The sequence below is a fragment of the Candidatus Arsenophonus triatominarum genome, from assembly GCF_001640365.1.
Taxonomy (GTDB): domain Bacteria; phylum Pseudomonadota; class Gammaproteobacteria; order Enterobacterales; family Enterobacteriaceae; genus Arsenophonus; species Arsenophonus triatominarum.
Genome location: NZ_LWMI01000009.1, coordinates 75,184 through 96,148, shown reverse-complemented (window position 1 = coordinate 96,148; position 20,965 = coordinate 75,184). Strand labels below are relative to the sequence as shown.

The window sequence follows — 20,965 nt, the reverse complement described above, 5'->3', positions numbered from 1 at the left end:
GGTAAGCATATCACCTCAACTTAGGTGGCCAAATTTAGTATGCCACTACATGGACAGTCAGGATTTAAGTAACCTGAGTTCAGGATAAGCATTATCAATTATGCTTGAAGAGATGTTCCTGCCACCGGTATCTTTGGTTTAGATGGAATTAAACAATATGCAACCAGCCCTGCTAATAAATTCACTACAAAGTTAGCAGGAGAGCGGTGCTGCGTATGCGCTATCTGACAAAGATTTTTTAACTCATCAAATACCGTTTCAATGACAGAACGATGACGCAAGATGGCTTTGTCGAAACAAGTCTGTTCAACAGGCTTCATTTTCTTCTTGATATTCGTTATAAGGTTAATTCCCATTGTTTTCAGTTGCTGTTTCAGTGAAGCCGATAAATACCCTTTATCCGCATACAAACAACCAGAAAGATCTTTTATCAGCTCAGGTAATGGTTTCCGATCATCTGTGTTTCCTGGTGTAAGTCGAAAACTGAGTATTTCCCCCAAATGATTGATAATTACATGAAGTTTGAAACCAAAGAACCAACCTGTTGAGGTTTTTCCTCGTTCAGCTATCCCATCGAAGACTTTATGCCGGCGGATCCGTAAGTTATCACACACAGCTATCGGAGTAGAATCGGCAACCGACAGACCCGTGCATTTTCCTTTAATTGACTCAAACAGTGCCGTTAAAGCTAAGACACTGCGCGGAAATAACTCTACGCAGCGTGAATATGATGGCAAGTTAGGAAATTCCTTCCTGAGATATAAACGGACATATAGCTAGGCGACTTAATTTTGATTACAGCATATGTATTAAAAACAGGTCATCGATAGTGCATCCTGTTTCCATCTTTTTACGTTTAGCTTGAGACCATTTATGTTCTATAGGATTTAAATCTGGTGAATACACAGGCAAATATTCTATCTGGTGTCCTGCGTTTATAATTGCCTGTTCAATATTCTTACCTTTGTGAAAGCTAGCGTTGTCCATAAAAATAACAGAATTTTCAGGAAGTTCTGGGAGCAATATTTTTGTGATCCAAACATAAAAAACATCACGATTAATATTGCAATCAAATAATCCGATAGCAAAAAGGGTTGTTCCCAATAAAGCGCCAATAACATTTGTTCTTCCCTTAGCACCCCAGTTTTTCAGGCCAAAACAACGGTGACCTTTTGGGGAATAGCCGTGAGTTCGTGGAGTGTCATGTGAAAAACCACTTTCATCAATAAAAACAACAGATTTATCTTTTTTTTCATACTGTTGTCTTTTTTGCTGATGTGCCAGCCTGTCGCTTTCGTTGGTTTTTGGATGGAATAGAGTTTTTTTTATAGGTTAATCCCAGCTTTTTAAGGGATTGCCAAATAGTCTTTTTACAAACACCGAATCGCTCTGCCCGTTCCTTTTGGTAAGCATCTGGATACTGTTCCACATCTTTTGCTAAAGCATTTTTATCGAGCTTCCTCTTACGTGGCGTTGAATTTTTTGGCTCTGGTCGTTTAAGCCAACGTACTAAAGACGCTTTTCCAATACGGAATTGTTTCGCAGTTTCTCGAATTGTTAAACCTTCGGCTTTCCTTACAGATATTACTTTACGTCGAAAATCAATTGTATAACTCATAACACACCTTGTAATCAAAATTAAGTCGCCTAGCTATACCAGGAACTTGTTAACGATGGTGGGATAGACGCTTTAATTAATCAAAATCGACGGGTGCCTAACGTAAAAAATAGAGTAGATGAACAGATTGAAAGCGCTGTAGTCGAGTATGCGATTGAATACCCTGCACACGGTCAACACCGCAGTAGTAATGAACTAAGAAAAAAAGGCATTTTTGTTTCGGGGAGTGGCGTTCGCTCTATTTGGCTGCGCCATAATCTCGAAAATTTTACAAATCGCCTAAAAGCGCTTGAAGATAAAATCGCAACAGAAGGAATTATCCTGTCAGAATCACAAATCAGTGCTCTAGAAAAGAAAGCGCAAGATGATGAAGCCTGTGGTGAGATTGAAACAGCGCATCCAGGTTATCTGGGTTCACAAGATACTTTTTATGTCGGTCATTTAAAAGGCGTTGGTCGTGTTTATCAACAAACTTACATTGATACTTACAGTAAAGTCGTTCATTGTAAGCTTTACACAACAAAAAGCGCGATAACGGCGGCAGATTTATTAAATGACAAGGTTCTCCCTTTTTATTCCCAGCATGGGTTACCGGTGTTACGTATACTGACGGACAGAGGCAGTGAGTATTGTGGTAAAGTTGAACATCACGATTATCAACTTTATCTCGCTATCAATGATATTGATCATACAAAAACTAAAGCTCGTTCACCTCAAACTAATGGGATTTGTGAACGCTTTCATAAAACTGTATTACAAGAGTTCTATCAGGTGGCTTTTCGTAAGAAAATCTATAGGGCTTTAAATGAATTACAAGCTGATTTAGATAAATGGTTAGCGGAATATAATAACCAACGCACTCATCAAGAAAATAGTTGCTGAATAGAGACTTGCATTTTTTGTCACGCTATAGACAATAAAAAGAGGTTTAACTTAGAAAATAACGGTTTGAAATGATCAACAAAGAGCGGTTGTTACGAGATAATCGTTTATGTAAAGCAATCATTGGATTATCAGTCGAAGAATTGAAAAATTTAGCCGCTGAATTTTCAGCTTGTTATTTGATTTATCGGAAAAAGAATCGAAAAGATCACGAGCGGCAGATGGGTGCAGGGCAGAAAGGATTTATCCCAACCCCATTAGATAAACTGCTTTTTATTTTATTGTATTTAAAATGTTATCCGACCTATGATTTGCAAGGACTTCTTTTTGGTTTAGATAGAACACGGGTATGTCGCTGGGTAAAAATATTATTGCCGGTTTTAGAGATGACCTTGGGGCGAGAATGTGTTTTGCCCGCTCGTCAAATTCGCTCTGCTGAGGAATTTTTTCGCGCCTTTCCTGGAGTTAAAGACGTCTTTATTGATGGGACAGAGCGACCTGTCCAAAAGCCTAAGAATCTGCGTCGGCGAAAAAAAATGTATTCGGGAAAGAAAAGACAGACCACTCGAAAAGGGCTTATTATGACTGACGAAACGAGGAAAATTGGATTTATCCCCATGATCAAAAATGGGCGCCGTCACGATAAACGCTTACTCGATAAAGTCGATATAATTCGCCATATTCCCCCTGAGGTAACCATCTGGGCCGATACCGGTTTTCAAGGTATAGATAAACAGCATCCTAATACACAAATCCCAAAAAAAGGAACTCGAAAAAGACCTTTATCGCCTGAACAAAAACAAGAAAATAAAATAATCTCGGGCATCCGTATTACGGTTGAACACGCCATCGCGGGTATCAAGCGCCTCGGTTGTATGACCCAAATTTTACGGAATCGTAGACCCTTTATTGATGATACCTTTTTACTCCTTAGTGCCGGTCTTTGGAATTTCCATCTCAGAACAGCCTAAAATTTACTTCAATCACCGAAATACCCTTATTTCACTATTAAGCAACACGCTTAAGGAAAAATGTGTTGCGGTCGAACTCCTATGGCAACTTTACACGATGGAAAACAACTTTGGAGAGAGAAAGATTTAAATCAAATTTAACCTGACAGGTACTGTATAAATAACCGGCAACTGTCAGATTAAGTCTGAGCTACCACAAAGGCAAAACGTTAGATGCTAACCCACAAACCCTTACAGACTGGAATAATGGCAAAATCCCACTGCTTTTTGCCCACCCTGCAAACTGTGGACACGGCTTAAATTTACAGGACGGTGGTAATATTCTGGTCTTTTTCTCCCACTGGTGGGACTTGGAGCAGTACCAGCAAATTCTCGAGCGTATCGGTCCCACCCGTCAAGCACAAGCAGGACATAACCGCCCGGTCTTTATCCATCATATCGTCGCTAAAGATACACTCGATGAAGTGGTCATGGAACGGCGCAATTCAAAACGTGCAATACAGGATTTATTACTGGAAGCAATGAAAAGGAAATAAAAAAGACCAGCGCTAGGCTGGCCAACACCAGGGAAAATATTGCTGTTAACAAACACACAACTAAATAACTATACCATAGTCTAGTAAGACTGTATTTATAGACAGTGTAATTATTTGTACAGAAAGTTAATTAACCTTAAGTTTATAAATATTTTTCTTAATTAAGGAGCACCTACCATGTGGATTTTAATCTTAGCCGTGTACGCCAGCCCTTACGCATCAAGTAACTTTGCAAGTGTTCATACACAAGAATTTGACACTGAAAATATGTGTCACAATTCGCCGCTAAACTGTTTGAGCGGGAATTTGAAACTTTCAAGGATATCAACGCCAAAGCGATTTGCGTTAAGAAGTAAGCTAATTCCAACAAGGTATAACCATGAAACTTAATATCATCAAATTATTAATCACGACATTAGTATTTATCAGCGCGGCGTTCGCCTTCGAATTGATAGTTGCACGAGTTTCGCACAGGCATATAAAATTCCAGAAATGGCTTAAAAGCAATGGTTAATTCACAAGTTACTAAAACGTATAAATTTGTTTAAATTACAATAAGTTGCTTTTAATTTATAAGATTTTGTCTATTTATATATTATGCTGAATTAAACTTAAAAATAGAGCGTTTTTTTATTGGTGCGAAACTCGTGAGTTGGACATATTGCGCATGCTGCAACAGCTATTGACCCGCAAATTAGGTTTAAACGTGGCGATTAGGCAATATTCATTTGGGCGGGCAAGAGCTACTGGCTATCGCTGTCATGATAGTGCCAGCACTTATGGTCTATTTGGGAGTATTTCTCGACGCATTGAAGAAGTAGTCTAGATCGATAAATCATTATCCCACCAGAATTTACCCCACTAAAACTACCCATACCGAAAAGATGTAATAAGGAGAAAAATCCTATGAATGAATCCCCTTTTGTCAAAACCAGTGAACTGGCAAAAAGGTACAAAGTGACAATGCACACTATCAGACTGTGGGCGGGTACTGGAAAACAACGGCGGGAAGGTTTTCCACGCCCTAAGTTTAGATCCGATGAGCTTAATTTTGACTGGCAGGATATTATGGATTGGGAGAATGGCAAACGATTTGATTAATTTTTTTATTCCACCAGCGTTCATAAGCCTCTCGCTGTTCCTCTAGGTAGGTATGCTTGTCGTATACCAGCCAAACCCCTGGTAATTTATGACCTAACATTATCTCAGCAACATGGTGCTGGGTTAACTCCGCAACCTCGTACGCATGGTTTTACGTAAATCGTGAATTGACCAGTTAGTGTAATTCACGAGTTTCGCACAGGCATATAAAATTCCAGAAATGGCTTAAAAGCAATGGTTAATTTGCAAGTTACTAAAACGTATAAATTTGTTTAAATTACAATAAGTTGCTTTTAATTTATAAGATTTTGTCTATTTATATATTATGCTGAATTAAACTTAAAAATAGAGCGTTTTTTATTGGTGCGAAACTCGTGTAATTCTCAAATCTACAAGCCATTTTTTTGAAAACAATATGACCGCCTACACATAATGTTTTACCCTCTAAGACTGTAAACAAATAATCACTACCATGACTCAGTTTTTTGGCGGTTTTTATTAATTCCTTTGCCGCCGGAATGATGGGACGGATAATCGGCTTTTTGCTTTTTCGCCCGGTTTTATGATTTTCGGGCGGGACTGTCCATATTCCTTTAGTGAAATCGGTCATTTTCGCTTTTAGCAATTCCCCTATCCAGCAACCGAATAATAACGCTAATTTGATTATCAAGGCGTTTCTGGGGTTATAGTCTGGCGCATCAATTAACGCAAATAATACCCTGAGTTCATTGTCATTTAACACCCTCTCACCCTGTTGCGTTTTTACCCCTAAATCCTGCGATGTTACATCGATAAGCGGATTTAAACAAATAATCCCCCTGCGTATCCCCCACCGATGCGCGGTTTTGGCATAAAGTAAGATCCATGCACCAATTGTCGATTTTATTTTTACCACCTCTTCAATTAGCCACGAGTTTCGCACCAATAAAAAACGCTCTATTTTTAAGTTTAATTCAGCATAATATATAAATAGACAAAATCTTATAAATTAAAAGCAACTTATTGTAATTTTAGTAACTTGCAAATTAACCATTGCTTTTAAGCCATTTCTGGAATTTTATATGCCTGTGCGAAACTCGTGTTAGTGATAACCAAACATGCAAATGGGTTTCGTCATGGGGCAAATTGCCGATCTTGGGAAAGACGTAAATTTCAAATGACCGTAATATTTCACCCGCTTTTACCTGTGCATTTTTAAGCGACTTTTCCCACCAGTCGTGAATAACCGATTCAACCGTTTGCGCATCAATTGACTGTTGCTTACGGGTGAGTTTAACCACTTTAGGGTTTCTGTGCTGTTCCAGTTCACCACGGTAGAAAAGCGCGCTATCACGGGCATCTTTTAAACTGATTGCCGGATACGTTCCAATGTCTATCCGATCACCTTTCCCTTGCCAGTGGTAGCGATATTGAAAAATCACTTTACCTTTCAGTGTCACGCCAACGGATAAACCCTCTCAGTCTGATTTAGTCAGCATTTTATCTTGCGGCTTACCATTTACCGCTCTTAACCAAGAATCACTCACCTCCATATTTTTTTCTCCTTGCGTTTTTTATATAATATTACATGTACACCAATATGTACATAAATTTCATGACGCAAGGATTATAATAGGTGACTAAAAACAGCTATCTTCTGCCAAGATGAAAAATAAAAACACTATAAAACATAGAGTTAATTTTAAATTATCGACTATCAGTGACTGTTAACGACTATTGTTGATAGTAACATATTATTTATAATCAATATAAGATCATGCATTAGTTAATTTGTTTATCAAAAAATTTCTATAAAATAAACAATAAGACTAATAAAAATCCAGAAAGATAATGAATATACATTCTGAAAAGCGTTATTAATAAAGCTAAATTATATAAATAAACTAAATCAATTAATAAACAATATTAAGCTAATATGGGTATTCAATTAAATACTTACTATGATATTTTAATTATATAACAGCAAGACATTTACAAAATTTTATCGTTATTTCTTATTTTACTTATAGCAAGAAATCAATAAGAAATTTATCGTTTATCTATTACTTAGACAAGGATGTTTTGTAATGAAAGTTTTAATCATTGACAAATGTTATTATACAAGATTAGGCATCAGTGAATATTTATCAAAAATCAATAAACTGCAGTTTATTAGTCAGGATAATATTAACTCTGCCATTAATCATATTAATAATTTTTCTCCTGATGTTGTTTTAGCCAATTTAACACATTATTGTCATCATGCAGAGTATTGTAATCAACTACAAACATTTATTGAAAAACTACATAATATACGTTTCTATATTTATCTTGATTCTCCTTACCCTTTCACGAATCGGCCCATCTTACTAAAAAATCAATGTTTTATTATGTCTAAAAAAATATTAAATCACGTATTAGAACGTTTAATAGAAACCAATAGCATATTAAAAAATATCACTTGTTTATCCAATGACAATGCATCTATTTTTAGTTATCAAGAGCAAAAAATTATCAAAAATTGGATGAATGCAGTACCTAATCACGTTATTGCCAGAAAACTTGGAATTAGTAATAGCACTGTTTATTCTCATAAAAGACACATTACTGAAAAAATTTTTGTTAATAATCGAATTGAACTTTTTTTTGTTTATAATATTTTTAAATATATATATTCAAATGATTAAAATATTTTCTATTTACAAAAAGAATACAACTTAATCATATTATAAATAATATAATTAATTTTATTCTTAATTTATATCAATTTTCTTGCGTTGTATTTAGTTAAAATGTGTACGACCAATCATTCTCGTGCTCACTATCTTTTATTTCATTTACACCTAATATCATTGATAAAATACTTCAATATATGATCTTTAATAAGTTATACCAACTGCTAAAAAGAAAGACCATATAAAATTGCAGAATATCACCCTCATCAACGGAAAAATGTATAGTAAACCCCTCTTGAAGCAAACCAAGGATAAGAAGTGAATGTCGATTAAATATACAATTATAGTTTTAGCTTTGCTAAAAAGGTGTCACAATAGATAATATTAATATTAATACTGACTAAACAAAACGCAGATGATAAAAGTATCTCCTTTTAAAATTTTATATTTACATCCCCAATATTGGCTAACATGGTTAGGAATTGGGCTCCTTTATTTACTGGTTTTACTGCCTTATCCTGTTATCTATTGGCTAGGAACTCGCCTTGGACGGTTATCCAAATATTTTCTAAAAAAACGCCTACAGATTGTAGAGCGTAATTTAGAGCTCTGCTTTCCGGCTATGAGTGCGCAGCAACGCCAGCAAATGATCGATAAAAATTTTGAATCGGTAGGTATGGGATTATTTGAGACAGGTATGGCCTGGTTCTGGTCTGATAAACGAATACACCGCTGGTTTACGATTAAGGGGCAGAATAATATTGAAAAAATTCAGCAGACAGGACAAGGGATCATCGTCGTAGGAATTCATTTTCTAACTCTCGAGTTAGGCGCTCGTATCTTTGGTATATTAAATCCTGGTATTGGTGTTTATCGCCCTAACGACAATCCATTACTGGATTGGTTGCAAACCCGAGGACGGTTGCGCTCTAATAAATTTATGCTTGATCGCAAAGATATAAAGGGCATGATACGCAGCCTAAAACAAGGAGAAATTTTGTGGTATGCGCCAGATCACGATTATGGCCCAAGAAAAAGTGTTTTTGTACCTTTTTTTGCTGTCAAACATACTGCTACCACCATCGGTACCCATATTCTGGCAAAACTTGCCGATCCAGCCATAATACCTTTTATCCCCAGGCGGTTAGCTAACGCAAAAGGTTATGAATTGCTTATCCAACCCGCAATAACCCACTTGCCACAGCAGGATGAAATTTCTACCGCAGCTTTTATGAATAAATTGATTGAGAAACAGATTATGCAAGCGCCCGAGCAATATATGTGGTTGCATCGTCGATTTAAAACCAGACCTATAGACATGCCATCGCTTTATGGTGAGCTTGATAACATACACTATTAACAAAATTACCAGTGACTGTGTTATCTGACCAGTTACTAGGCTTATCCAGACAATTTTTTGCTAATCCACTATCATTAAATTAACTATTGATTAAATGCTAAAATATTACCTCAATATGTGATTAAATGATGGCTTTATCATTTTTTTACTTCAAATTAAATTTATTATAAACAATACAATAACAATCAAAAAATAAACATTTATCTTATTGATTTACATGCTTTTTAAATTTAACAATAATTAAATTTAAAAAATTATATTAACTATATTTTCTGTTTTTAATCCATCTAAGATAGGAAAAATAATATTTTTGTCGACTTTTTTATAAAAAATGGTTTAAATAAAAGTAAATATAGCTTTCTAATAATTAAACAGAAAATAATATTGCACAATATTGGATTAACAGCAATATTTGACTGAAAAAGATAATATTTTACAACCTAAGGCTAATATTTTTTACTTTTATAATTTCACTGGTAGAGTATTGGTGGGGAATATTTAGATGCAACGCACAGTAATTAAAACTTTCTTTGGTCATCCCTATCCTCTGAGCTCTCTCTTCTTAACTGAGATGTGGGAACGTTTTTCATTTTACGGCGTACGGCCACTGTTGATCCTCTTTATGAGTGCAACCTTATTGCAAAGAGGAATGGGGTTAACAATCGAGCAAGCATCAGCTATTGTTGGTATTTTTGCCGGTGGAGTTTATATTACCTCACTCCCTGGCGGATGGTTAGCTGACAACTGGCTTGGGCAGCGTAAAGCAGTTTGGTATGGATCACTAATTATTGCATTAGGCCATCTCTCCATCGCGTTTTCTGCAATTTGGGGTAATAGCCTATTTTTTATCGGATTATTATTTATTGTACTTGGAACAGGTTTATTTAAAACCTGTGTTACTGTTATGGTTAGTACTCTGTATAGAAAAGATGATATACGCCGTGATGGCGGATTTTCACTGTTCTATATGGGAATTAACATGGGCTCATTTATTGCCCCGTTAATTATTGGACCACTTTATGAAAAATATGGTTGGCATATCGGCTTTGGCCTTGGTGGAATTGGTATGCTGGTTGCTCTACTTATCTTCCGATTTTATGCCGTCCCTCAAATGCGTCGCTACAGTAAAGAAACAGGTATTGATGCTAGTTGGGAACAACAAACCGTCAAGCGTAAAAACATTGGTAAGTGGATCACATTTGTAATGGTATTATTGGCCGCTATCGTGATACTTATTGCGACCGATATCGTGCCATTTAATGCTACCATTGTAGCCAAAAGTTTTGCTTATATCATTGCCACCTTTGTTAGCCTCTATTTTATTTATATGTTTTTCCTGGCGGGATTAAATCAAAATGAGCGGATGCGCCTATTAGTCTGCCTTATCCTACTTATTTCAGCGACATTTTTCTGGTCAGCTTTTGAGCAAAAACCGACCTCATTTAATATTTTTGCTCGTGACTATACTGATCGCCATCTTACTAATGGATTTGAAATTCCAACTATTTGGTTTCAATCAATTAATGCGCTTTTCATCATCACGCTTGCCCCGCTATTCAGTTGGCTATGGCCAACAATGGCTAAGCGCAATATAAACCCGACTAGTACCACAAAATTTGTCATAGGTATCTTATTTGCTGCTGCTGGGTTTGCCGTTATGATGGTAGCCGCAAACATAGTTATCATGCATAATGTCAATGTTTCATCCATTTGGTTAATCAGCAGTATATTATTATTAACCTTAGGTGAATTATGTTTGAGTCCAATTGGACTAGCAACAATGACACTACTGGCGCCTAAAAAAATGCGTGGACAAGTCATGGGGCTTTGGTTTTGTGCTAGCGCGTTAGGTAATCTGGTTGCAGGAATTATGGGCGGAAATATCAATAAAGAACAGTTACAGTCTATGCCGGCCCTCTTTTCCCACGTTTCTATTGCCTTAATAATTTGCGCTGCGGTATTGGCAATCTTAATTATTCCTATCAGAAAAATGCTACAAAACGCCGATCAACAAACAATTTAGGCTAAATAATAAATTCCTTCCCCTCAATCGAAAAATAAAGGGGAGCTATTAATAACGAATAAAAATCAAAATGTTGACTATTTTCAGCATCAAAACCATAAGCTAGCCACTTAAATAGCTATCAACCTAAAACTATATTACAGTAATAAACTAGGCTCAAACGACTCATTTTATATGACAAAAATAGCTATCATCTTTTTTGATAAATCGCATTAATTAATTCTAACTCTATTTAACAGCTTACAAGGCAATCACTATGACAATTGAATATGCAGTAATTAGTGGTGGATGTTTTTGGTGTACCGAAGCGATATTTAAAGAGGTAATTGGTGTAAAATCGGTAGAAAGCGGATATACCGGTGGAACTGCAGAAAACCCCACTTATGAACTGGAAACGAAATGGGGTGAAAAATACCCGATAGTGCTAGAATCCTGGCGAAGTAAATGGGAGTTGCTCAGTGCTTATTTTCGATACCCTAAAGCCATTAGAAAACCCATTTATACGACCAATGCAGTAGAGGCGGTTCATCGGCAGTTTAGGAAATTAACTATAAAACCAAAGGGGCTTTTCCTAATGAAAACAGCTTATTAAAATTACTCTATATTGGCATCAATCAGGTATCCAACAAATGGACTATGCCGATTAGTAACTGGGCGTTAACCATTGCTCAATTGTCCATCTATTTTAAAGGGCGCCTAGATGGTATAATCAAAATATAAAATCCCCTGACACAGAATTATGAACACCCTCCTAAATTTTTTGGCAAAATAACATAAAAATTAGAATATTACGTCATTTATTTATTTTGTTAATTGAATAGTAAGTCAATTAACAAACGGGCTAATTATCAGCGTATATTATGAATACATCCATTATCTATACCGAATCTTCGATGAACTTTGGTGGCCAAGAAGCTCAAGCTTTACTACAAATGAAAGGCCTAATACGTCGAGGCTTTAACGTAACTTTAGCTTGCCATATTGACAGCCAAATTGTACATGAAGCAAAAAAAAACAACATTCCTATCTATCATGTTTCATTTACTAATAGTGCTCATCCTACGTCAATCATACGTCTACGCAGACTACTACGCCAGCAGCAAACAATTTTATCCGTTTGTCAAAGTGGCCATGATGCGAATAACCTTGCCATCGCAGTAAAAACACTAGCTGAGAAACAACGACCATGTGTACTGCGACAAAAAACCTATTTGTCAGGTAAAATAAAAGCCTTCAGTATGAATTACTTATTCGATTACGTCATTGTACCCAGCGAACCAATGCGGAAAACATTATTGCAATCTGGTTGTATGCCACAAAAGGTGAAGGTTGTTCATCCTGGATTTGATTTTTCTAAAATGGTTGCCGAAAATCATACACCTGTCGCTGATAGTATTTTAACTTGGATAAACGATGGAACAGCGCCAATTATAATTCAAGTCGGTATGCTAAGAGAAGAAAAAGGACATGATATTATTTTAGCAGCACTCGCCCAATTAAAGCGTCAAGGCCGTTCATTTCGTTATTTAATTATTGGTGATGGCGCTTGTAAGGCTAAATTACAGAAAAAAATTATCGACTATGATTTAGAACCTGAAACACTCCTAGGCGGTATTGTTTTTCCTTCTTCTGCCATATATTCATATGCATCTTTAACCGTAATTCCTTCTACTAAGGAGGCGTTTGGTATGGTAGCAGTTGAATCACTTTTCTTTGCTGTGCCCGTCTTTGCTAGTAATGTGGGTGGGCTACCTGATATTATCCAACATAAAAGCAATGGACTATTACTACCACCATCTGATATCAACAATTGGGTAGCAGCTATTGATGATTTTCTACAACAACCTAAAAAATATCAAGAAATGGCACAACGAGGACAACTTCAGGCAACCCAAAAATTTTCAATCGAGTCATGCTTATTCCGTCTGTTACAAATTGGCAAAGTATCTGATATTAATTCTCATAATAAACCATCTCAGGAGCGAACAAATAATTAATTAAAGTCATCTAAATTAAATAAAAATTCTGTACTGATAGCTAATTTATCAACTGATGCTGACAACTAACTCTATTTGTCTTATAACTACAAAAATTACTAATGTTCTCTTTTTTTTATAATTATTTGATCCATTAATGATATAACATTAACATTTTGAGTAAAAATAGTTAACTACGTATTAATCAATGGAGGGTGTTCATAATTCTGTGTCAGGGGATTTTATATTTTGATTATACCATCTAGACGCCCTTTAAAATAGATGGACAATTGAGCAATGGTTAACGCCCAGTTACTAATCGGCATAGTCCATTTGTTGGATACCTGATTGATGCCAATATAGAGTAATTTTAATAAGCTGTTTTCATTAGGAAAAGCCCCTTTGGTTTTATAGTTAATTTCCTAAACTGCCGATGAACCGCCTCTACTGCATTGGTCGTATAAATGGGTTTTCTAATGGCTTTAGGGTATCGAAAATAAGCACTGAGCAACTCCCATTTACTTCGCCAGGATTCTAGCACTATTGGGTATTTTTCACCCCATTTCGTTTCCAGTTCATCAAGGGCAAGCTCAGCAGCCGCTTTAGTATCTGCACGATAAACCGGCTTAAAATCAGCCATAAAGGCTTTTTGGTCTTTACTGGCAATATAACGTAAGCTATTGCGAATTTGATGAACTACGCATAGCTGAACTTCTGTCTGCGGGAAAATACTGGCTATCGCTTCTGGAAACCCTTTTAATCCGTCAACACAAGCGATTAAAATATCTTGTATACCACGGTTATGTAAGTCAGAACGCTCAGCCAATGATGTGCTCCTTCTGTTTCAGACATATAGAGTCCTAACCATTCCTTATGCCCATCGGTGGTTAGTCCAAGTACTGTGTAGATTGCCTTATTGATATAGTGACCATCATGTTTTATCTTGTAATGAATGGCATCGAGCCAGACAAAAGGATAGAGCGCCTCCAGAGGGCGTTGTTGCCAGGCTTTTAATTCAGGGAGTAATTTGTCAGTAATATGCGTATAGCTAGGCGACTTAATTTTGATTACAAGGTGTGTTATGAGTTATACAATTGATTTTCGACGTAAAGTAATATCTGTAAGGAAAGCCGAAGGTTTAACAATTCGAGAAACTGCGAAACAATTCCGTATTGGAAAAGCGTCTTTAGTACGTTGGCTTAAACGACCAGAGCCAAAAAATTCAACGCCACGTAAGAGGAAGCTCGATAAAAATGCTTTAGCAAAAGATGTGGAACAGTATCCAGATGCTTACCAAAAGGAACGGGCAGAGCGATTCGGTGTTTGTAAAAAGACTATTTGGCAATCCCTTAAAAAGCTGGGATTAACCTATAAAAAAAACTCTATTCCATCCAAAAACCAACGAAAGCGACAGGCTGGCACATCAGCAAAAAAGACAACAGTATGAAAAAAAAGATAAATCTGTTGTTTTTATTGATGAAAGTGGTTTTTCACATGACACTCCACGAACTCACGGCTATTCCCCAAAAGGTCACCGTTGTTTTGGCCTGAAAAACTGGGGTGCTAAGGGAAGAACAAATGTTATTGGCGCTTTATTGGGAACAACCCTTTTTGCTATCGGATTATTTGATTGCAATATTAACCGTGATGTTTTTTATGTTTGGATCACAAAAATATTGCTCCCAGAACTTCCTGAAAATTCTGTTATTTTTATGGACAACGCTAGCTTTCACAAAGGTAAGAATATTGAACAGGCAATTATAAACGCAGGACACCAGATAGAATATTTGCCTGTGTATTCACCAGATTTAAATCCTATAGAACATAAATGGTCTCAAGCTAAACGTAAAAAGATGGAAACAGGATGCACTATCGATGACCTGTTTTTAATACATATGCTGTAATCAAAATTAAGTCGCCTAGCTATAATAGCTCCATCTGATATTTCCAGTCCATATAATTCTGCAACATGTTTTTGAATATCACGATAACTCATGCCTAATGCAAATAACGATAGGATTTTGTTATCAATATCCTCTGATAATTTTGTCTGATTTTTCTTAATGAGCTGAGGCTCAAAAGCACCTGACCTGTCTCTGGGCGTTTTCAGTTCAAATTGACCTGATGTCGATTTAACCGTTTTTCGAGTATAGCCATTTTTACGCGTATCGATTGACCTTGTCTGCCTGCAGGGCAGCTTCGGTCAGCTGTTTTATGAGTGGTGTGAGTATTCCATCCGTACCGAGTAAAATTTTACCTGATTGTAATTGCTTCAACGCTTCATCAAAATTAACTGATTGATTTCTCATATGTCATACCTCTTTTTTTGAGTTTAAGATATGACACAGATTTTTGAACACTACCCGAGAAAATATGATTTCTTTGCGCCCGACTCGTGCAAGCCTGACAGCGTTCAATACCACAATTTTGTTTAATTTCTCGATGATAAACTTCAACAAGCCTGTTGCTCAATAGCAAAATTAATTATGACTTACAAAAAAACCAGCCGATGATGATAAAATCATCAATTTTTGCATTAAAGATAACCTATGTAAGATTAAAAAATAAACTATTTTTGTATTTTTTAGATGTATCTAACTTGTTTTTATTTTAAGCAACTTTATTTCACTATTGAGCAACATGCTTAACAGACCAACGGGCATCCATGATAGATTTGACGTATTCACGGGTGGGATTGTCTTTGTTTGTTACTCTGTAATCAATACGGCCGTTTTTGGCTGTAAATTTGAAAACAGTCACCCAACCGTAGCCTCGTAAGTGTATTAAGGTTTCTTCTTCTGAGATGTCTAACTTGTTCAATTGTATATTACGGTTAACAATCCGATTTTTTCTCAGCGTAGTTACCCAAACCCAACCATGAGATCGAATTGATTTCAGATTATCCAGGCTAGAATACCAAGCATCCATCGCTACCGCTTCAGGCTTGATCCCTCTTTTTTTAGCAAGAGCGAGCATTTCGGAAAAGTGCGTGTTTTTTGTTTTTCCATCGGAATCTTTATCATAAATACGATAATCAATAGGAATTGATTCAACAGTTGTTAAATTATGCCAAAGTAAAATAACTAAACCTATGCCAGCAATAACATCATGTTCATTACCTGAATATTGATAATGGACCATCTCTATTTTTTTACTACGTGTTTTGGCAATCAATGCATCATCGGCAATTAGTACCCAAGGGCTTTTTTTGTCTATAGAAGGTTGAACTAATCGCCATAAGTCTTTAGGTCGAAAACATCTACTTTTTAGCCATCGGCTAACAGTGTCATGAGATAAAGGCGATGGGCTTACTTCTGATAACGCCAAACCAGAGTATCTTACACTGCTTACTCGTAAGAATGTTTGTAGATATCTTTAATGCATGGATAAACTGACAAAATATAAACATCCTAATTTTTTCTTGTTTTGAACTTTATACTTCTTTTTTGGAGATTGCGAAACTCGTGTTTAATTCTGATTTCTGTAAATATCAATTTGACTAAATGAGCTTACTAACCATATCAAACAGCTTTATAGATCGATGGGATAAAAAATGACAGTGAACAATTCGATATAATAAATTGTAGCAAGATAGCAATAACCCATTGTACACAATGAAATTTACTAATTTGCTGGATTGATAAATATTTGTCTGTAGTTAAAAGACGCGACTAAAACGAAAATGGCGGAGGAGGAGAGATTCGAACTCTCGGATGGTTTCCCATCGGCGGTTTTCAAGACCGCTGCCTTCAGCCGCTCGGCCACCCCTCCACAATGTCAAGAACTATAAACACAGCTTGGATGGTTGTAAAGCTTTATATAATTTAATCGCTATATATTTATGCTATTAAGTGATTATTCGCTTAATTTATCGGCATTTTACTAATATACTTGGGTAAAGAGTTCAATTTTGTTAAATTAACCATACATTTTTTTAAGCTTAGAAATATTATATGTTTATATTTGAAGGCCGTGAAATTAACACTGATGCCGATGGTTACCTTAAAAATAGCCAAGAATGGTGTGAATCCATGGTATATCTACTAGCCAAACAAGAGAATATTACATTAACAGAGCAACACTGGGAAATTATTCGCTTCATTCGTGAATTTTATCTAGAATTCAATACCTCGCCGTCTATTCGTATGTTAGTAAAGGCAATTGCTAAAAAATATGGTGAGGATATTGGTAATAGCCGCTATCTTTATCGCCTTTTTCCAAAAGGACCAGCGAAGCAAGCAACAAAACTTGCAGGTTTACCTAAGCCAGTAAAATGTATTTGAGTTATCACAGCGAGTGTCGAATATGAAAATCTACTACCTCTTTTTCAACATGGCACTCTTCACTTTTATAATATTCAATTTTAGCACCCACTGGCCCACCAGCTTTTAGCCAATCCTCTAGCTGCTGAATTTGCTGTAGTGTACCGAAAGCTTTTATGTTGACACTACCATCATAACGATTATAAACATAACCATATAGTCCATGTTCTTTCCCCCAATGCAAGGTATGATAACGAAACCCTACACCCTGAACTCGCCCATATATATAGTAATTTCTACCTATCTTTCGCATTTTAGTGCTCTCTTATAATAAATAATAACTTCAACATATTGTTTTTTGTGTAAACAACAGATACTCTCATAGTATAAAGATTTTTAATCTACATGGATTAGAGTTATTAAGAAACTAGCGTAACAGAGTGACCTGCTTGAAATTTATATTATTACCCACATATCATTACCTATAGAATATGCAAGGCTTCTAGGAGGTAGCTATGATGACTACCAGTAAATTTAGTATTGGGCAACAAGTAAGGCACAAACTCCTGGGTTATCTTGGAGTAATCGTCGATGTTGACGCCGAATACTCTCTGGATAAACCACAGGATGACGATATTGCAGCTAATGCAGCTCTACGCTCAGCTCCCTGGTACCATGTCGTTATGGAAGATGATAATGGTGAACCTATTCACACTTATCTGGCTGAAGCCCAGATTACTTATGAAACTTCTGATGAGCACCCAGAACAATCATCGTTAGATGAGCTATCGGAATCAATTAAAACTCAACTCAGAGCTCCGCAATTACGTAATTAACTAATTTTAAATACAATCAATGGAGATGGTTAGTCTATCATCTTCCTTGATCTATTTCTCTAAGCCTAAGCGAGGTATCTCTATTTTAGGGCAAGCGTTCATCACCACCGCTAATCCTGCTCTCTCAGCTATTTTTTAGCTTCTTCATTAATAATTGTAGCCAAATTACTTTTGCATTGATTTCTATTGCCTGTTCGGCAACTTCAAAGGCAGCGGCTGAATTTCTAAAAACATCAACCATATCAATTGGATATAGAATATCAACTAAATGGGCATAAACTTTTTGACCGAGTAATTCTTTGCCAGCTAATTTTGGACTGACGGGGGTCACATTATATCCTTGATTTATAAGGTATTTCATCACCTTATAACTTGAGCGGTCAGCTTTATCACTGGCGCCAACTAATGCTATTAATTTTACTTTAGCTAAGATATCTGTCAGTCACGAGTTTCGCACAGGCATATAAAATTCCAGAGATGGCTTAAAAGCAATGGTTAATTTGCAAGTTACTAAAACGTATAAATTTGTTTAAATTACAATAAGTTGCTTTTAATTTATAAGATTTTGTCTATTTATATATTATGCTGAATTAAACTTAAAAATAGAGCGTTTTTTTATTGGTGCGAAACTCGTGTCAGTTTCTGATCATCCATTTGCAACAACTCCATAATTAAAAAAATAATTACTAAACTATGATATAAATCGCAATAAAGTGCTACTACACTTATCGAATTTGTTGAGTTATAGCTAGGCGACTTAATTTTGATTACAAGGTGTGTTATGAGTTATACAATTGATTTTCGACGTAAAGTAATATCTGTAAGGAAAGCCGAAGGTTTAACAATTCGAGAAACTGCGAAACAATTCCGTATTGGAAAAGCGTCTTTAGTACGTTGGCTTAAACGACCAGAGCCAAAAAATTCAACGCCACGTAAGAGGAAGCTCGATAAAAATGCTTTAGCAAAAGATGTGGAAAAGTATCCAGATGCTTACCAAAAGGAACGGGCAGAGCGATTCGGTGTTTGTAAAAAGACTATTTGGCAATCCCTTAAAAAGCTGGGATTAACCTATAAAAAAAACTCTATTCCATCCAAAAACCAACGAAAGCGACAGGCTGGCACATCAGCAAAAAAGACAACAGTATGAAAAAAAAAGATAAATCTGTTGTTTTTATTGATGAAAGTGGTTTTTCACATGACACTCCACGAACTCACGGCTATTCCCCAAAAGGTCACCGTTGTTTTGGCCTGAAAAACTGGGGTGCTAAGGGAAGAACAAATGTTATTGGCGCTTTATTGGGAACAACCCTTTTTGCTATCGGATTATTTGATTGCAATATTAATCGTGATGTTTTTTATGTTTGGATCACAAAAATATTGCTCCCAGAACTTCCTGAAAATTCTGTTATTTTTATGGACAACGCTAGCTTTCACAAAGGTAAGAATATTGAACAGGCAATTATAAACGCAGGACACCAGATAGAATATTTGCCTGTGTATTCACCAGATTTAAATCCTATAGAACATAAATGGTCTCAAGCTAAACGTAAAAAGATGGAAACAGGATGCACTATCGATGACCTGTTTTTAATACATATGCTGTAATCAAAATTAAGTCGCCTAGCTATATTGGCATCAATCAGGTATCCAACAAATGGACTATGCCGATTAGTAACTGGGCGTTAACCATTGCTCAATTGTCCATCTATTTTAAAGGGCGCCTAAATGGTATAATCAAAATATAAAATCCCCTGACACAGAATTATGAACACCCTCAGAAAATGATTTTATGGCCAGTTTTATATTTAATAAAATTTACTAATTATAACTATTTTAGTCTGGCTCTTATTGGTTAATAAAAACAATCAGAGAGGTGATTTCTGGCAACAGGTTAATCAATAATAATTGCTCAACAATGAGTTGTTCTTTGTTATTTTCTCCTAATTGTATGGTTTGGAAACGTTGAATCAATGGGGTGTCTAACTCTTTGACTGCTTGGTTATTCAATAACGCCGACTCAATATAGGCGATTGTACTATCAAGAATAGATAAAATAGTTTGATTATTAAGTTGTTCGCGATGTGCTCCCAAGGCGGAAATATAACTCAACATGCTGTGATTAATGCAGAGTAATCTAAAAATCTTTCTGGGGAGATATTATTAGTTTTAGTTCTGGCAAGCATATCAGATAGCACAGAAACCAGTTCTGCGTCATTAATGTGGGCATCGCGACGGGCAATACGATAATCGACACTGTTATTTCTACCTTGATGATATTGAAATAAAATAGCGGCAAGATAACGGCAATTACTGTTTAATGTTTGTTGCGTAGTTGTCGAAATTTCCAATCAGGCCAAATATAATTTACTGCAATCCAAGCAATGCTACAACCAATGATTGTATTAGTTACTCGGGGAAGCATAACTTTGAACCCCTCACCCAATAAGTTAAAACTAAGTAAAACCAGCAGAGTAATAAATAAGGTGGCTTGGGCACATTGACTATTGCGGAATGTAAAGAAAAGAACGCCACTAATAATAACCTGAGTTCGGGATAAGAAATAAAGTGAAAGTCTTGCTATTCAAATAGTTGAATGCGCATATTTCGTTAAAATACTCTAACAATCTGGTTAAAGAGTAGAGCATTGTTAAACAATGATGGAAAATCTTACTGAACTTTATTGCTTGATGGATGATTTTTGTAAAGACTTCGAGCCAAAAATGCATGAAATTTTGCTGAATAACGA

General features: G+C 36.0%; 18 protein-coding genes, 1 tRNA gene and 12 pseudogenes. 17 read left to right on the top strand and 14 right to left on the bottom strand.

Features of this window, described 5'->3' with window-relative positions; all coding sequences use genetic code 11:
- Nucleotides 1-98 precede the first annotated feature (98 nt).
- The 3 genes and pseudogenes from AYJ55_RS07980 to AYJ55_RS07970 all read right to left on the bottom strand — a co-directional run.
- Nucleotides 99-776: pseudogene (locus AYJ55_RS07980) on the bottom strand (IS982 family transposase); the annotation flags it as partial.
- 19 nt (nt 777-795) lie between these two features.
- Nucleotides 796-1,284 carry an IS630 family transposase gene (locus tag AYJ55_RS07975; protein WP_063653499.1) on the bottom strand — a complete coding sequence of 163 codons (489 nt, stop codon included), beginning with the start codon at nt 1,282-1,284 and terminating at the stop codon, nt 796-798.
- Nucleotides 1,253-1,618 carry an IS630 transposase-related protein gene (locus AYJ55_RS07970; protein WP_063653415.1) on the bottom strand — a complete coding sequence of 122 codons (366 nt, stop codon included), beginning with the start codon at nt 1,616-1,618 and terminating at the stop codon, nt 1,253-1,255. The genes AYJ55_RS07975 and AYJ55_RS07970 overlap by 32 nt, the downstream gene beginning before the upstream one ends.
- Before the next feature lie 36 nt (nt 1,619-1,654).
- On the opposite strand from AYJ55_RS07970, the pseudogene AYJ55_RS07965 reads away from it, so the two are divergent.
- The 4 genes and pseudogenes from AYJ55_RS07965 to AYJ55_RS07950 form a co-directional block, all read left to right on the top strand.
- A pseudogene (locus tag AYJ55_RS07965) lies at nt 1,655-2,497 on the top strand (IS481 family transposase); the annotation flags it as partial.
- Between the two features lie 74 nt (nt 2,498-2,571).
- Entirely contained in the window at nt 2,572-3,471 is a 900-nt protein-coding gene (locus AYJ55_RS07960; RefSeq protein ID WP_063653812.1) for a transposase family protein, read from the top strand.
- A gap of 200 nt (nt 3,472-3,671) precedes the next feature.
- A pseudogene (locus AYJ55_RS25400) lies at nt 3,672-4,007 on the top strand (ATP-dependent helicase); the annotation flags it as partial.
- 906 nt (nt 4,008-4,913) lie between these two features.
- Nucleotides 4,914-5,108: a hypothetical protein gene (locus tag AYJ55_RS07950; protein ID WP_063655411.1), complete on the top strand. Its 195-nt coding sequence runs from the start codon at nt 4,914-4,916 to the stop codon at nt 5,106-5,108.
- Here the strand turns inward: AYJ55_RS07950 and AYJ55_RS32825 are convergent.
- The 3 genes and pseudogenes from AYJ55_RS32825 to AYJ55_RS07940 all read right to left on the bottom strand — a co-directional run.
- Nucleotides 5,074-5,285, bottom strand: a pseudogene (locus AYJ55_RS32825) (tyrosine-type recombinase/integrase); the annotation flags it as partial. The gene AYJ55_RS07950 and the pseudogene AYJ55_RS32825 overlap by 35 nt on opposite strands.
- A 139-nt stretch (nt 5,286-5,424) precedes the next feature.
- Nucleotides 5,425-6,030 (bottom strand): tyrosine-type recombinase/integrase, encoded by a 606-nt coding sequence (locus AYJ55_RS07945; protein ID WP_063655410.1) that lies wholly within the window; start codon nt 6,028-6,030, stop codon nt 5,425-5,427.
- Nucleotides 6,031-6,133: 103 nt separating this feature from the next.
- Nucleotides 6,134-6,550, bottom strand: a pseudogene (locus tag AYJ55_RS07940) (integrase arm-type DNA-binding domain-containing protein); the annotation flags it as partial.
- A gap of 624 nt (nt 6,551-7,174) precedes the next feature.
- Here AYJ55_RS07940 and AYJ55_RS07935 point away from each other — a divergent pair.
- The 5 genes and pseudogenes from AYJ55_RS07935 to AYJ55_RS07915 all read left to right on the top strand — a co-directional run bounded on the left by AYJ55_RS07935 (nt 7,175) and on the right by AYJ55_RS07915 (nt 13,142).
- Nucleotides 7,175-7,774 (top strand): LuxR C-terminal-related transcriptional regulator, encoded by a 600-nt coding sequence (locus AYJ55_RS07935; protein WP_063655406.1) that lies wholly within the window; start codon nt 7,175-7,177, stop codon nt 7,772-7,774.
- 403 nt (nt 7,775-8,177) lie between these two features.
- A complete protein-coding gene (locus AYJ55_RS07930) occupies nt 8,178-9,122 on the top strand; it encodes a Kdo(2)-lipid IV(A) acyltransferase (RefSeq protein WP_063655399.1) in 945 nt (314 codons plus the stop codon).
- 502 nt (nt 9,123-9,624) lie between these two features.
- Nucleotides 9,625-11,145: a peptide MFS transporter gene (locus AYJ55_RS07925; RefSeq protein ID WP_063655397.1), complete on the top strand. Its 1,521-nt coding sequence runs from the start codon at nt 9,625-9,627 to the stop codon at nt 11,143-11,145.
- 256 nt (nt 11,146-11,401) lie between these two features.
- Nucleotides 11,402-11,865 (top strand): annotated as a pseudogene (locus AYJ55_RS07920) (transposase).
- A gap of 140 nt (nt 11,866-12,005) precedes the next feature.
- The gene (locus AYJ55_RS07915) at nt 12,006-13,142 is read left to right on the top strand and encodes a glycosyltransferase family 4 protein (protein WP_162505396.1); all 1,137 of its coding nucleotides are present in this window, start codon (nt 12,006-12,008) and stop codon (nt 13,140-13,142) included.
- Nucleotides 13,143-13,363: 221 nt separating this feature from the next.
- On the opposite strand, the pseudogene AYJ55_RS25395 reads toward AYJ55_RS07915, so the two are convergent.
- Nucleotides 13,364-14,162: pseudogene (locus AYJ55_RS25395) on the bottom strand (IS256 family transposase); the annotation flags it as partial.
- A gap of 40 nt (nt 14,163-14,202) precedes the next feature.
- Between AYJ55_RS25395 and AYJ55_RS07905 the strand changes: the two are divergent.
- Nucleotides 14,203-14,568, top strand: coding sequence for an IS630 transposase-related protein (locus AYJ55_RS07905; protein ID WP_063653415.1), 366 nt, complete (start codon nt 14,203-14,205; stop codon nt 14,566-14,568).
- On the top strand, nt 14,492-15,025 hold the full coding sequence (locus tag AYJ55_RS07900; protein ID WP_162505291.1) for an IS630 family transposase: 534 nt from the start codon (nt 14,492-14,494) through the stop codon (nt 15,023-15,025). The genes AYJ55_RS07905 and AYJ55_RS07900 overlap by 77 nt, the downstream gene beginning before the upstream one ends.
- Nucleotides 15,026-15,042: 17 nt before the next feature.
- On the opposite strand, the pseudogene AYJ55_RS32820 reads toward AYJ55_RS07900, so the two are convergent.
- The 3 genes and pseudogenes from AYJ55_RS32820 to AYJ55_RS07885 form a co-directional block, all read right to left on the bottom strand.
- Nucleotides 15,043-15,430: pseudogene (locus AYJ55_RS32820) on the bottom strand (transposase); the annotation flags it as partial.
- 334 nt (nt 15,431-15,764) lie between these two features.
- A pseudogene (locus tag AYJ55_RS07890) lies at nt 15,765-16,519 on the bottom strand (IS701 family transposase); the annotation flags it as partial.
- Between the two features lie 285 nt (nt 16,520-16,804).
- A tRNA-Ser gene (locus AYJ55_RS07885) sits at nt 16,805-16,892 on the bottom strand.
- Between the two features lie 182 nt (nt 16,893-17,074).
- Between AYJ55_RS07885 and tusE the strand changes: the two genes are divergently transcribed.
- On the top strand, nt 17,075-17,404 hold the full coding sequence (gene tusE, locus AYJ55_RS07880) for a sulfurtransferase TusE (RefSeq protein ID WP_032116696.1): 330 nt from the start codon (nt 17,075-17,077) through the stop codon (nt 17,402-17,404).
- Nucleotides 17,405-17,408: 4 nt separating this feature from the next.
- Here the strand turns inward: tusE and yccX are convergent, their stop codons facing one another.
- On the bottom strand, nt 17,409-17,696 hold the full coding sequence (gene yccX, locus AYJ55_RS07875; RefSeq protein WP_032116695.1) for an acylphosphatase: 288 nt from the start codon (nt 17,694-17,696) through the stop codon (nt 17,409-17,411).
- Nucleotides 17,697-17,898: 202 nt separating this feature from the next.
- Here yccX and hspQ point away from each other — a divergent pair, with 202 nt between their 5' ends.
- Nucleotides 17,899-18,219, top strand: coding sequence for a heat shock protein HspQ (gene hspQ, locus AYJ55_RS07870; protein WP_180560911.1), 321 nt, complete (start codon nt 17,899-17,901; stop codon nt 18,217-18,219).
- Nucleotides 18,220-18,270: 51 nt separating this feature from the next.
- On the opposite strand, the pseudogene AYJ55_RS07865 reads toward hspQ, so the two are convergent.
- A pseudogene (locus AYJ55_RS07865) lies at nt 18,271-18,661 on the bottom strand (CoA-binding protein).
- Nucleotides 18,662-19,000: 339 nt separating this feature from the next.
- Between AYJ55_RS07865 and AYJ55_RS07860 the strand changes: the two are divergent.
- The 3 genes and pseudogenes from AYJ55_RS07860 to AYJ55_RS35735 form a co-directional block, all read left to right on the top strand.
- Nucleotides 19,001-19,366, top strand: a complete 366-nt coding sequence (locus AYJ55_RS07860) for an IS630 transposase-related protein (RefSeq protein WP_063655387.1) — start codon at nt 19,001-19,003, stop codon at nt 19,364-19,366.
- The gene (locus AYJ55_RS07855; protein ID WP_063654041.1) at nt 19,363-19,824 is read left to right on the top strand and encodes an IS630 family transposase; all 462 of its coding nucleotides are present in this window, start codon (nt 19,363-19,365) and stop codon (nt 19,822-19,824) included. Before AYJ55_RS07860 ends, AYJ55_RS07855 begins: the two co-directional genes overlap by 4 nt.
- 20 nt (nt 19,825-19,844) lie before the next feature.
- Nucleotides 19,845-19,964, top strand: a pseudogene (locus tag AYJ55_RS35735) (IS256 family transposase); the annotation flags it as partial.
- Between the two features lie 100 nt (nt 19,965-20,064).
- On the opposite strand, the gene AYJ55_RS35730 reads toward AYJ55_RS35735, so the two are convergent.
- Nucleotides 20,065-20,328 (bottom strand): hypothetical protein, encoded by a 264-nt coding sequence (locus AYJ55_RS35730; RefSeq protein WP_063655385.1) that lies wholly within the window; start codon nt 20,326-20,328, stop codon nt 20,065-20,067.
- Nucleotides 20,329-20,533: 205 nt separating this feature from the next.
- The gene (locus tag AYJ55_RS35725; protein ID WP_425393783.1) at nt 20,534-20,755 is read right to left on the bottom strand and encodes an FUSC family protein; all 222 of its coding nucleotides are present in this window, start codon (nt 20,753-20,755) and stop codon (nt 20,534-20,536) included.
- Between the two features lie 121 nt (nt 20,756-20,876).
- Between AYJ55_RS35725 and AYJ55_RS34475 the strand changes: the two are divergent.
- Nucleotides 20,877-20,963: pseudogene (locus tag AYJ55_RS34475) on the top strand (IS982 family transposase); the annotation flags it as partial.
- Nucleotides 20,964-20,965 lie beyond the last annotated feature (2 nt).